The organism is Mesorhizobium sp. ORS 3428, assembly GCF_001854785.1.
In the GTDB taxonomy this organism is placed as follows: domain Bacteria; phylum Pseudomonadota; class Alphaproteobacteria; order Rhizobiales; family Rhizobiaceae; genus Mesorhizobium.
In genome coordinates this window covers 180,444-193,224 of the sequence record NZ_MDFL01000014.1, presented here as the reverse complement: position 1 = coordinate 193,224, position 12,781 = coordinate 180,444, and the positions used below count along the sequence as shown (strand labels likewise).

General features: G+C 64.8%; 10 protein-coding genes. 7 read left to right on the top strand and 3 right to left on the bottom strand.

Going from position 1 to position 12,781, the window contains the following annotated elements; genetic code table 11:
- Positions 1-1,464: acyltransferase family protein (locus ORS3428_RS04855; protein ID WP_131802835.1), on the bottom strand; the 1,464-nt coding region annotated here is incomplete at its 3' end.
- Between the two features lie 482 nt (positions 1,465-1,946).
- Here ORS3428_RS04855 and ORS3428_RS04850 point away from each other — a divergent pair.
- The 6 genes from ORS3428_RS04850 to lepB all read left to right on the top strand — a co-directional run bounded on the left by ORS3428_RS04850 (position 1,947) and on the right by lepB (position 8,292).
- Positions 1,947-2,507, top strand: coding sequence for a F0F1 ATP synthase subunit delta (locus ORS3428_RS04850; RefSeq protein WP_071095108.1), 561 nt, complete (start codon positions 1,947-1,949; stop codon positions 2,505-2,507).
- Positions 2,507-4,036, top strand: a complete 1,530-nt coding sequence (gene atpA, locus ORS3428_RS04845; protein ID WP_071095106.1) for a F0F1 ATP synthase subunit alpha — start codon at positions 2,507-2,509, stop codon at positions 4,034-4,036. The genes ORS3428_RS04850 and atpA overlap by 1 nt, the downstream gene beginning before the upstream one ends.
- A 33-nt stretch (positions 4,037-4,069) precedes the next feature.
- Positions 4,070-4,954, top strand: a complete 885-nt coding sequence (locus ORS3428_RS04840; RefSeq protein ID WP_071095104.1) for a F0F1 ATP synthase subunit gamma — start codon at positions 4,070-4,072, stop codon at positions 4,952-4,954.
- Between the two features lie 68 nt (positions 4,955-5,022).
- Positions 5,023-6,618: a F0F1 ATP synthase subunit beta gene (atpD, locus tag ORS3428_RS04835; RefSeq protein ID WP_071095101.1), complete on the top strand. Its 1,596-nt coding sequence runs from the start codon at positions 5,023-5,025 to the stop codon at positions 6,616-6,618.
- A gap of 100 nt (positions 6,619-6,718) precedes the next feature.
- Positions 6,719-7,126, top strand: a complete 408-nt coding sequence (locus ORS3428_RS04830) for a F0F1 ATP synthase subunit epsilon (protein ID WP_071095099.1) — start codon at positions 6,719-6,721, stop codon at positions 7,124-7,126.
- A 209-nt stretch (positions 7,127-7,335) separates the two neighbouring features.
- Complete coding sequence (gene lepB, locus ORS3428_RS04825) at positions 7,336-8,292, top strand: signal peptidase I (RefSeq protein WP_244507854.1); 957 nt, start codon at positions 7,336-7,338, stop codon at positions 8,290-8,292.
- 51 nt (positions 8,293-8,343) lie between these two features.
- On the opposite strand, the gene ORS3428_RS04820 is transcribed toward lepB, so the two are convergent.
- Positions 8,344-9,822: a mannitol dehydrogenase family protein gene (locus ORS3428_RS04820; RefSeq protein ID WP_071095097.1), complete on the bottom strand. Its 1,479-nt coding sequence runs from the start codon at positions 9,820-9,822 to the stop codon at positions 8,344-8,346.
- Between the two features lie 391 nt (positions 9,823-10,213).
- On the opposite strand from ORS3428_RS04820, the gene recQ reads away from it, so the two are divergent.
- Positions 10,214-12,061: a DNA helicase RecQ gene (recQ, locus tag ORS3428_RS04815; protein WP_071095095.1), complete on the top strand. Its 1,848-nt coding sequence runs from the start codon at positions 10,214-10,216 to the stop codon at positions 12,059-12,061.
- A gap of 41 nt (positions 12,062-12,102) precedes the next feature.
- Here the strand turns inward: recQ and ORS3428_RS04810 are convergent, their stop codons facing one another.
- Entirely contained in the window at positions 12,103-12,675 is a 573-nt protein-coding gene (locus ORS3428_RS04810; protein WP_071095093.1) for a TetR/AcrR family transcriptional regulator, read from the bottom strand.
- Between the last annotated feature and the right edge of the window lie 106 nt (positions 12,676-12,781).

Sequence of the window (12,781 nt, the reverse complement as noted above, 5' to 3'; positions counted from 1 at the left end):
CGATTTCGTGAAGCTGACGAGCCTGAACCCGCGCTCCTTGGCGATGCGGTCGAGTGCGGGAACCCATTGCGCGGCATGGGAATCGCCCACCAGCACGATGGTCCTCGCGCCGGCGGGGTCGCCCAGAAGGCACGCAACCGGTTCGGCGCTCGCCTCCTCCTGGTGGCATTTGGACGAATAGACGACCGGAACGTCTCTCCGCAGTGTCGCCAAAGGAGGAAGAAGATCGACATCGGGCGGGCTCAGCGCGCCTGAAAGCAGGGCAGCCGGCCCGGGGTAGGCAGGCGTGCCGATCAAGGCGGTGTCGATGGTCGCGGACCGAAGGGCGAGGAGGAGACCGCCGGAGGCGGCGACGCATGTCAGTGCCGCGACCGTGCCATAGCTCAGCGGCTTCCACCAGGCGCCGGGCCAAACCTGCCTGTAGCGCTGCTCCACATGCCGATAAGACAGGTCCGACAGCACAATGGTCAGCACTACCAGGAAGACGTTGCCGGCAAGCGTCGGCGAATAGCCCTGCGCCAGGTACAATGTCAGCAGCGGCCAGTGCCAAAGATAGATCGAGTAGGACCGGTCGCCGACGAATCGCAGGATCGGCGAATCGATGCCTAGAAACCGGCCGCCCCCGGTATTGCCGGCCAAAAGTATGAAAACGGTGGCAAAGGTCGGCAGCAAGGCGGCGGCGCCCGGGAAGGGGGTCGCCGATGAGAACAGCACCGCCGATGCGAGGATGCAGGTGACGCCGACAATCGCAAGCGTTCGCTTTACCGGGCTCGCCAGGTTTATCCGGTCCTCGACCAGGCTCAGCAGCCCGCCGAGCGCCAGTTCCCAGATGCGCGTCTGTGTGACGAAATAGGCCTGGGCGGCATCCAGCCTTGTTGTGACCAGCGACGCGATCAGCGACGCGWCAAACACAAGCGACAGCGCCGCAACGAGCGAGCGTCCGAGGGRCAGAGCCCTGCGGCGCGACAGCCAGATCACGCCGATCATGAGGACCGGCCAGACAATGTAGAACTGCTCTTCGATGGAGAGCGACCAATAATGCTGCACCGGTGTCGGCAAACTGTCCGCATCGAGATAGCTGACCGCGATCGAAGCTAGGCGCCAGTTCTGGACATAGAGCGCACTGGCCAGGATCTGCTTGGYAGTCTCCTCCCAGCGCGCCTTCGAGAGGAACAGCAGCGTTCCGCACAGCGTTGCCAGCAGGACGAGGGTCGCGGCAGGCAAAAGCCTCCGGATCCGTCTGGCATAGAATACGAGCAGCGATATGCGGCCGTCCTGCATCGCCATGCGCGCAAGTATGCCGGTGATGAGATAGCCTGAAATGACGAAAAAGACGTCGACGCCTACATATCCGCCGGGAAGAACTGTCGGCCACAAATGGTAAGCGACGACCAGCGCAACGGCCACACCGCGCAGACCCTGTATCTCCGGCCGAAGTTCCCGTCGCTCATCAACCGGCTGCAAGCTACCACCGCAATTGTGAAAAGAGCCGCTTCAACCGTCGCTACGTTTCCGRCTCGCTTCAATRATCCTTGCTCCGTATCAAACTCCGGCCGCGGTCGCCATAGCCACAGATGCAGGACACCCGCGGTGGAGGGCTGCAGGGGCAAATCCGGCTTCCACCTCACTTCGGCATCGCCACAGAATCGGAGGGGTCCGGACCTGAAATCCGAAGATGYCGGCGTGGTCGAAACAGCGGGAACTTCAATTCCTCGGGGCCGCCGGTTGAACTTCGCCGCCCGATGCGAYAAAAGTGCCTGAAAACCATGCCGGACGATGCATTGCGGTYTTAAAAGGCCTGTGCTAGACGGCAATCGACTTTCGGCCGGGGATAGCGGAAGCCGCGCCTCCGTGCTTGGAAAAATTGCAGTAAGGTCAAAGATTTAGCCAGAGTTTTCGCTCGCGCCAACAATCTGCGGCCTGTCAGACAAGAGAAAAGACGGTCCGTGGCCCAATCGTCATCGCCAATCTCAGCTGTCGCAGAACGCTATGCAAGCTCGCTGTTCGAGCTCGCCCTGCAGGAAAATTCGGTCGCCAAGGTCGAGGCCGACCTCAACGATTTCGAGGCGCTGCTCAACAGTAGTGCCGACCTCAACCGGCTGATCAACAGCCCGGTCTTCTCCAGCGACGATCAGGCCAAGGCGATCGGCGCCATCATTGGCAAGGCCAAGATCACCGGCCTCGTCGGCAACTTCCTGCGCGTCGTCGCCCGCAACCGCCGCCTGTTCGCGGTCCCCGGCATGATCAAGGCTTTCCGCCAGATCGCCGCCGATCATCGCGGCGAGACTTCYGCCGAGGTCACCTCGGCGCATGCGCTGACGGCCGCGCAGCAGACCGAGCTCAAGGCGACGCTGAAGAGCATCGCCGGCAAGGACGTGGCCATCGCCATGACCGTCGATCCGTCGCTGCTCGGCGGCCTGATCGTCAAGATGGGCTCCCGCCAGATCGATACGTCGCTCAAAACCAAACTCAATTCGCTTAAGCTTGCACTGAAAGAGGTCGGCTGATGGACATCCGCGCCGCGGAAATTTCCGCAATTCTGAAAGACCAGATCAAGAATTTCGGCAAGGAGGCCGAAGTCTCCGAAGTCGGTCAGGTTCTGTCCGTCGGTGACGGCATCGCCCGCGTCTACGGCCTCGACAATGTCCAGGCCGGCGAAATGGTCGAATTCCCGGGCGGCATCCGCGGCATGGCGCTGAACCTCGAAGCCGACAATGTCGGCGTYGTCATCTTCGGCAACGACCGCGACATCAAGGAAGGCGACACCGTCAAGCGCACCGGCGCAATCGTCGACGTCCCGGTCGGCCCCGGCCTGCTCGGCCGCGTGGTGGACGCGCTCGGCAACCCGATCGACGGCAAGGGCCCGATCAAGGCCACCGAACGCCGCCGCGTCGACGTCAAGGCGCCCGGCATCATTCCGCGCAAGTCGGTGCACGAGCCAATGTCGACCGGCCTCAAGGCGATCGACGCGCTGATCCCGGTCGGCCGCGGCCAGCGCGAGCTGGTCATCGGCGACCGCCAGACGGGCAAGACCGCCATCATCCTCGACACGATGCTGAACCAGAAGTCGGTGCACGACAACGGCCCGGAGAAGGAGAAGCTCTACTGCGTCTACGTCGCCGTCGGCCAGAAGCGCTCGACCGTCGCGCAGTTCGTCAAGGTGTTGGAAGAGCGCGGCGCGCTCGACTACTCCATCATCATCGCCGCCACCGCGTCCGACCCGGCGCCGATGCAGTTCCTGGCGCCGTTCGCCGGCTGCACGATGGGCGAGTATTTCCGCGACAACGGCATGCATGCTCTGATCAGCTATGACGACCTGTCGAAGCAGGCCGTCGCCTATCGCCAGATGTCGCTCCTGCTGCGCCGCCCGCCGGGCCGCGAAGCCTATCCGGGCGACGTCTTCTACCTGCACTCGCGCCTGCTCGAGCGCGCCGCCAAGCTCAATGACGACAACGGCGCCGGCTCGCTGACCGCCCTGCCGATCATCGAGACGCAGGCCAACGACGTGTCGGCCTACATCCCGACCAACGTGATCTCGATCACCGACGGCCAGATCTTCCTCGAAACCAACCTGTTCTTCCAGGRCATCAGACCGGCGGTGAATGTCGGCCTGTCGGTGTCGCGCGTCGGCTCGTCGGCGCAGGTCAAGGCGATGAAGCAGGTCGCCGGCTCGATCAAGGGCGAGCTCGCGCAGTACCGCGAAATGGCGGCCTTCGCGCAGTTCGGTTCCGACCTCGACGCCGCCACCCAGCGCCTGCTCAACCGCGGCTCGCGCCTGACGGAGCTCTTGAAGCAGCCGCAGTTCTCACCGCTCAAGACGGAAGAGCAGGTCGCGGTGATCTTCGCCGGCGTCAGTGGCTATCTCGACAAGCTGGCGCTTAACCRGGTCGGCAAGTTCGAGCAGGGCCTGCTCAGCCATATGCGCTCGGCCGRCAAGGACGTGCTCGACGCCATCCGCAAGGAGAAGGCGCTGTCGGACGACCTGCGCGCCAAGYTCAAGGCCGAGATCGACGCCTTCGCCAAGACCTTCGCTTAAGAAGCAGCCGGACGCACGGGATCGGGTTGAAGCATGCCTTCACTAAAAGACCTTCGTAACCGTATCGCCTCGGTCAAGGCGACGCAGAAGATCACCAAGGCGATGCAGATGGTCGCCGCGGCGAAGCTGCGTCGCGCACAGGAAGCGGCGGAAGCGGCGCGCCCCTATTCCGAGCGCATGAGCGCGGTGCTGTCCAACATCACCCAGGCGATCGGCGGCGGCGGCGACGCCCCGGCGCTGATGACCGGCACCGGCAAGGACGWCGTGCACCTGCTCATCGTCTRCACCGCCGAGCGCGGCCTGTGCGGCGGCTTCAACTCGCAGATCGCGCGCCTTGCCCGTGAGCACATCCGCCGGCTTCTCTCCGACGGCAAGCAGGTGAAGATCATCTGTGTCGGCAAGAAGGGCTACGACCTTCTGCGCCGCGACTACGGTTCGCTGGTGATCGAACGCGTCGACCTGCGCGAGGTCAAGACGCTGGGCTTCGTCAATGCCGACGCGATCGCGCGCAAGGTCATCAACCTGTTCAACCAGGACGGCTTCGACGTCTGCACGCTGTTCTATTCGCAGTTCAAGTCGGTGATCAGCCAGGTTCCGACCGCGCAGCAGATCATTCCGGCCGCCCAGGCTTCCGCCGCTGCCGAGACCGGCAACGGCGCCACCGCTGTCTACGAGTACGAGCCGGAGCCGGGCGAAATCCTCTCCGACCTCATCCCGCGCAACATCGCCGTGCAGATCTTCCGCGCGCTGCTCGAAAACGCGGCCGGCGAGATGGGCGCCAAGATGAGTGCGATGGACAACGCGACGCGCAATGCCGGCGACATGATCAACAGGCTGTCGATCACCTACAACCGCCAGCGGCAGGCGCAGATCACCAAGGAACTCATCGAAATCATTTCGGGCGCCGAGGCGCTCTAGGCACGCACGCGCGGGGTTTGAGACCTCGCAGTGGCGTGAGCAACAGATAGACGAGAAGGGCAAAGACGATGGCGAAAGCAGCTAACCCGAAGACCGCCGCCAAGGCGGCACCGGCCTCCAAGGAAGCGGCAAAGGCCCCGGCAGCCGCGAAGGCCGCTCCGGCGAAGAAGGCGGCCGCTCCGGCCAAGGCAGCAGCTCCGGCCAAGGCCGCCACCGCCAAGGCGGTGAGCGCTGCGGTGAAGAAGAGCGGCGTCGCCGGCAAGGTCCGCCAGGTCATTGGCGCCGTCGTCGACGTGCAGTTCGAAGACCATCTGCCGGCAATTCTGAACGCGCTGGAAACCGACAATGTCGGCAACCGCCTCGTGCTCGAGGTCGCCCAGCATCTCGGCGAGAACACCGTGCGCTGCATCGCCATGGACTCGACCGAAGGCTTGGTCCGCGGCCAGGAGGTCTATGACACCGGCGCGCCGATCTCGGTGCCGGTCGGCCCGGGCATGCTCGGCCRCATCATCAACGTCATCGGCGAGCCGGTCGACGAGGCCGGCCCGGTCGACGCCGTCGAAAAGCGCGCTATCCACCAGCCGGCTCCGGCCTATGTCGACCAGTCGACCGAAGCGCAGATCCTGGTGACGGGCATCAAGGTTCTCGACCTGCTCGCCCCTTACGCCCGCGGCGGCAAGATCGGCCTGTTCGGCGGCGCCGGCGTCGGCAAGACCGTGCTGATCCAGGAACTGATCAACAACGTCGCCAAGGCTCACGGCGGCTTCTCGGTGTTCGCCGGCGTCGGCGAGCGCACCCGCGAAGGCAACGACCTCTATCACGAGTTCATCGAATCGGGCGTCAACAAGAAGGGCGGCGRCCAGGGCTCGAAGGCCGCGCTGGTCTACGGTCAGATGAACGAGCCGCCGGGCGCGCGCGCCCGCGTCGGCCTGACCGGCCTGACGGTCGCCGAGTATTTCCGCGACCAGGGTCAGGACGTGCTGTTCTTCGTCGACAATATCTTCCGCTTCACGCAGGCGGGCTCGGAAGTGTCGGCGCTGCTCGGCCGCATCCCCTCGGCCGTGGGTTATCAGCCGACGCTGGCCACCGACATGGGCGCGCTGCAGGAGCGCATCACGACGACGACCAAGGGTTCGATCACTTCGGTGCAGGCCATCTACGTTCCGGCCGACGACCTGACCGACCCGGCGCCGGCGACCTCGTTCGCCCACCTCGACGCCACCACCGTGCTCAACCGCGCCATCTCGGAAAAGGGCATCTACCCGGCCGTTGACCCGCTGGATTCCACCTCGCGTATGCTCGACCCGATGGTCGTCGGCGAAGAGCACTACCAGGTCGCCCGCCAGGTGCAGTCGATCCTGCAGCGCTACAAGTCACTGCAGGACATCATCGCGATCCTCGGCATGGACGAGCTGTCGGAAGAGGACAAGCAAACCGTGGCCCGCGCCCGCAAGATCGAGCGCTTCCTGTCGCAGCCGTTCTTCGTCGCCGAAGTGTTCACGGGCTCGCCGGGCAAGCTGGTCGACCTCGCCGACACCATCAAGGGCTTCAAGGGCCTCTGCGCCGGCGACTACGACCACCTGCCGGAAGCCGCCTTCTACATGGTCGGCGGCATCGAGGAAGCGGTCGAGAAGGCGCAGCGCCTGGCRGCTGAAGCGGCATAAGAAAGCGAATGGCGAATAGGGAGTAGCGAATAGGGATCAACGGGCCTGGCGAGTTTCTTCACTACTCGCTACTCGCTATTCCCTACTCGCTAAATTGACAATGGCTGAAGCTTTCAAGTTCGAACTGGTCTCGCCGGAGCGGCTCCTGCTTTCCGAGCAGGTCGAGTCCGTCSTCATCCCAGGTGCCGAAGGCGAGATGACGGTGCTGGCGCAGCACGCTCCGGTCATGACCACGATCAAGCCTGGCGTCGTCACGGTGAAGACCGCGGCCGGCAAGGAAGAGCGCTATGTCGTGTTCGGCGGCTTCGCCGATATCCTGCCGTCGGGCTGCACRCTGCTTGCCGAATCGGCAACGCATGTGAACGACATCGACCGCGCCGACATTGCCCGCCGAATCCAGGAAGCCAGGGAAGACGCGGCCGACGCCAAGGATGACGAGAGCCGCGCCAGGGCCGAGCAGTTCCTCAGCCAGCTCACCACGCTGGAAGGCGCGCTGCTGCCGGCCTGACAACGGCTCCTAGACCGTTCCTGACGATGGATTGAAAAGGCGGGGCTTGCCCCGCTTTTTTGTTTGCCCTGTTTTCTCGTTTGGGGGACAGTCCGCCCAGAGCGTCTTGCCGTTTCACCGAAACGGCTAGCCGCTCTTTCTCTTGTTCGGACGCAATCCCTGACGGAAAACCGCCTCGCACTTTCCTGGGATTGCTTTGAGGGCGCCGGATGTCCAGCGAGCCAAGTTCACGGTCCAAATGGTCGACCGCGCTCGTATCTGTGTTCGGCGGACCGTTCGGCGGCTTCCTGTGGGTCGGCGCCGGTAGGCCGGCCGTCGCCTGGCTGATCGTTCTCAGCCTCGCAGCGCTCRCAGTCTGCTACATCGGACTCCCGGTCTTTCCCGATGCCGGTCCGGCTGCGGCCGGCGCCATTGCCGTGCTCGGCATGGCGGTTCTTTCGGTGGCGATCGTCGTTCCGTTCGCGCCCCGCTTCAGGCCGGACAAGTGGTATGCGCATGGGTTTGCCGTCCTCATGCTTGTCCTTCTCACTTCCTGCGGGGCGGCGTTCGCGGTCTGGATATTGCTGTTCCAGCCATTCTCCATGCCGTCCCGCAGCATGGAGCCGACGCTTCTGCTCGGCGACTACTTCTTCGCCTCGAAATCGGCCTATGGCTACGGCCGCTACAGTGCTCCCTTCGGCTTGCTGTCGATCAAAGGCAGGATCCTCGGCAGCCTGCCTAAGCGGGGAGACGTCGTTGTGTTCCGGCCGCGCAGCGATCCTGATACCGACTACGTCAAGCGCATTGTCGGCCTGCCTGGCGACCGGATCCAGATGGTCGACGGCCGACTCTACATCAACCGCGTTCCCGTCAAGCTCGAGGATCTCGGGGACTATTCCACCGAAGAGACAGGCTCGGCCAGGCTGCAGCGGGAAACGCTGCCGGAAGGCGTCTCCTATCTGGTGATCGACAATGATGTGACCTCGGCCGGCGACGACACGCCGGAAATCGTCGTGCCGGCCGGAGAATATTTCATGCTGGGCGACAACCGCGACAATTCGGCGGACAGCCGCTTCACCATGGGCACGGTTCCTTGCGGCAATCTCGTCGGCAAGGCGGTGCGCCTGTTCTGGAACTCAAACGGGGTCGATTATTCCTCGCGCCAGGTCGTGAACGCAGCCAGGTAGTCRCGGCGCTGCAGCCGGGAATATGGCGTGCTAGCAACCGCAAGTTCTCCGTTACGCGTCGCCTATGTCGAGTGCGGCCATGGCAAGCGCCGGGYCGCCCTGCCTGAGACGGCTGAGGTGAGTTGTCACGAGTTCGATCAGGACCCGGCGATCGGCGTGGTCCTTGGCAAAGCCGGCGAGGTCGAACACAGCCGTCACCATCTGCGCTGGCGGCAGATGCCGGGCGAAAACTTCGCCGAGGGCGGCGTCGAGCGGGTCGGTGAAATGAGCTTCGGGCAGGGTCCTGCCGCGCGCTTCGCATGCGGCGATCCAGGCGGCAATCACCAGCATCAAATGCTTGGGCAYAGCCCCAGTTTCGATGCGCTCCATTGCCGAGGCAACTATACGCTGCGGCAGCTTCTGGCTGCCGTCATTGGCGATCTGCGCGGTGCGGTGGGCGAGCGCGGTGTTGGAAAAACGCTGGGCGAGCTCGGCCGTGTAGGCGGCCGTGTCGAGCCCGGCATCCCGAGGCAGGGTCGGGATCGCCACCGCCCACAACGCATCGACAAATTTCCGGATCGCCGGATCGGCGAAGGCCCGGTCGACGGTGGCAAAGCCGCTGAGCAGGCCGAGATAGGCGATGGCCGAATGCGAGCCATTGAGCAGCCTGAGCTTCATGTCCTCGAACGGCCGGACATCCGCGACCATGGTGACGCCGAACCTTTCCCAGGCCGGTCGTCCGGCCGGGAAGCGATCCTCGATCACCCATTGCCGGAACGGCTCGGTCATCACCGGCCAGGCGTCCTCCAGGCCGAGATCTTGCGCGATACGCGCCCGGTCGGCATCCGTCGTCGCCGGCACGATGCGGTCGACCATGCTCGACGGGAAGGCCACATCGTCGGCTATGTGACGCGCAAGCCCGGCGTTCCGCATCTTCGCGAACTCGATGAGAAGCCGGTGCAGCGTAGCGCCATTGGCCGGCAGGTTGTCGCAGCAAAGCACGGTAAAGGGGGCCGTGCTGGCGGCGCGGCGGCGCGCAAGCGCCTCGGCGAGGAAGCCATGCGCTGTCTTCGGCGATGCCGGATTTTCCAGGTCGTGCACGATGTCGGGGTGGCTGCCGTCAAGTGTGCCATCGGCCGCCCGCAGATAGGCCTTTTCGGTGATCGTCAATGTGACGATGCGCGTGCGCGGGTCGGTCAGCGCTGCGAGCACGGTGCCGGGATCCTCTGGCGCCACCAGCAGCGACTGGATCGAGCCGATCACCTGCAACTGCTCCCCGGCGCTGTCTCGTACCGCCAGCGTGTAGAGACCGTCCTGCGGCGACAGCGCATCGCGCGTGTCGGGGCTGCGCAGCGAGACGCCGATGATGCCCCAGCCTGTCTCGCCATTCGCCAGGCAGGCGTCCACGTAAGCCGCCTGGTGGGCGCGATGGAAGGCGCCGACGCCGAGATGGACGATGYCGGGYGTGACCGCAGTCCGATCATAGGCGGRAACCGAGACCTCGCTTGGCAATGATCGTAGCGTTTTGTCGGAAAGGCGGCGGGAAGTCATGGCATCAAAACGGCTGAGAGGTTTCGACGGTGCGGCATGTCGATGTCGCGTGCGATGGAGCAGACGCGGCGTACCACCTGTTCTCCGCTGCCGCAAGAAGGCCTGTCAGCTCCGATTAATCGACATTGCGGCATCTTGCTGGTCCGCGATGCATCTGATGACTCCCCGCCTGGGAATGTGCTGCCGAGGGCAGGTGCAAGAAAGCCCGCGCTGTGGGCGCGGGCTTGTTGCCTGGGCGCTCGTGGCGCCGCCGCGGTACTCAAACATTGCCGCAGGACGAGAACGGTGCCGCAACATGGTGAAGATTGGTTTAACGGGTCCGATCGCGATGGCGCTCGGGCGATCTTCTTCTTAAGAAGGTTGCCTCAGCCGAATCCGGGAATCGCAAGCGATGTGGACATCGACGGCAGGCCTCCTTGCCGAGGAAGGCGATCCGAAGCGGCGCGTGCTGAAGGACGTGTTCGGCTTCGACGATTTTCGGCCCGGCCAGGCCGACATTATGGACACGCTGCTGGCGGGAGGCCACGTGCTGGCGGTCATGCCGACAGGCGCCGGCAAGTCGCTCTGCTACCAGGTTCCGGCGCTTGTGCTCGGCGGACTCACCATCGTCGTCTCGCCGCTAGTGGCGCTGATGCAGGACCAGGTCGCGGCGCTGCGGCTAGCCGGCGTCGCCGCCGAGACGATCAACTCCTCGCTCGACCGCGACGCCAATGTCGCGGCGTGGCGCCGGGTCGCGTCGGGCCAGACTCGCCTGCTCTATCTCGCGCCCGAGCGGCTGATGACCGACCGCATGCTCGACGCGCTTGCCCGGCTCGACATTCGCCTGATCGCCATCGACGAGGCGCATTGCATCTCGCAATGGGGGCCGGCCTTCCGCCGGGAATATGAGGACCTTGCGCGGCTGCGCGACATCTTTCCGAAAGTGCCGATCATCGCGCTGACGGCGACGGCGGACGAGACGACGCGCACGGACATTTCGGCGCGCCTGTTTGCCGATCGCGTCGACACGCTGGTGCTGGGCTTCGACCGGCCGAACATCAAGCTTGCGATCGAGCCGAAGCAGGACAGCAAGCGCCAGCTGCTGCGCTTCGTCGAGCGCCATGCGGGGCGAAGCGGCATCGTCTATTGCCTGTCGCGCCGCAAGACCGAGGAGATGGCCGCCTACCTCGAGCAAAACGGCATTACCGCGCTCGCCTACCATGCCGGCATGAGCAAGGACGCGCGCGAGGCCAATCAGAACGCCTTCATGACCATGTCGGGCGTGGTCATGGTGGCGACCATCGCCTTCGGCATGGGCATCGACAAGCCCGATGTCGCCTATGTCTTCCACACCGACCTGCCGGCGAGCCTGGAGGCCTATTACCAGGAAATCGGCCGCGCCGGCCGCGACGGGCGGCCTGCCGAGGCGCATATGCTCTACGGTCTCGGCGACATCCGCACGCGTCGCCTGTTCATCGACGACGAAGATGCTTCGCCCGAGCACAAGCGGCGCTCGCACGGCCGGCTGGACACCTTGATCGGCTATTGCGAGACGGCGCAGTGCCGCCGCCAGGTCCTGCTCGGCTATTTCGGCGAAAGCGCCTCGCCCTGCGGCAATTGCGACAACTGCCTCAACCGGGCGCCGCGCGCGGACGGCAGCGCCGAAGCGCGCATCATCCTTGCGGCCGTCGCGCAAACCGGCGAGCGGTTCGGCGCCGCGCATGTTATCGACGTCCTGCTCGGCCACGAGACTGAGAAAGTGCTGGCCAGGGGTCATGAAAGGCTTGCCAGCTTCGGCACCGGCGCGGCGCACAAGCGACCTGCATGGCTGTCGCTGATCCGCCAACTCGTTGCGGGCGGGTTCCTGATTCCGGACCCGGACGGCTATGGTGGCCTTGCCATTTCCGAAAGCGGCCGCGCGCTCGGCCGCGGCGAGATTGCGTTCGAGTATCGCGTCGAGACGCGGCACCGTTCCCTGCGCAACAAGGCGCGCCCGGCTCAGGGTGCCGCCGCGCCAGGCGGCGAAGAGGTGGACGCCGGACTGCTTGCCGCGCTCAAGGCGGTGCGGCTGCGCCTGGCGAAGGAACGCCAGGTGCCGGCCTATGTCGTCTTCTCAGACCGTACGCTGATCGACATGGCCGAGCGCCGCCCGCGCGACCTCGCCGCCTTCGCCGAAGTGAACGGCGTCGGCGAGGCCAAGCTCAGGGAATTCGGCGAGATATTTTTGGGCGCCATAGAGGCGCATTTGTCAGAAACCTGACGACACGCATATCTCGGCTTGTTGCCGCCGGAGCCTCCCGCTCAACTCGCGCCTTGTACGGCCTGGACCATGGTGTCTGCGGCTTCAAGGGGCTGCAAGCCGGCCTCGCGCACCAGCGTGCGCCAGGTGARGAAGCTTAGCGCCACCTGCAGCATCGCCCGCTGGCTGCCGCCGAGGCCTTCGCCGAGCACCTCGTGGCAGGCCGCGAAATACGGYCCGATGCTCGTCGCGACAGCCTCGCGGGTCGGCGGGTGATGTTCGGCGTCGCGTAACGCGCTTGCCACCACGCCTTCGTTGCGCCCGTACCATTCGTAGATCGCCAGCAGAGCGATCCGCATCCGTTCGCCTGGATCGGCCACCGCACGCCACGTTTCCGGGCTCGGCAGCGGATTGGTTTCCATGTGCGTGCTCGAACAAGCCTGCAGCAGGCTGCGCTCATCGGGGAAGTGAGCGTAGAGCGTGTGGCGCTGAACGCCGGCGTGTTCGKCAACCATGCTGAAGGTCGTCGCCGCGGGGCCGACGCTGCCGTGCAGATCGATGGCCGCTTCGACGATGCGGCGTCGGGTTTCCGCCTGCTGCTCGGCACGGCGCTTGAGGGTGTATTTGCGGGTCATATCATTTTGAGTGCACGCACGTGTGCATCCATTGTTGACAGGGCTCTAAGATTTCACTACACACATATGTACTTCGATTTTTCCCGAAGTCCAGCCCCGGGGCGAC

Bases quoted from the DNA above. Each gene is read 5' to 3' on its own strand.
- recQ (WP_071095095.1), top strand. From the start codon at position 10,214: ATGTGGACATCGACGGCAGGCCTCCTTGCCGAGGAAGGCGATCCGAAG.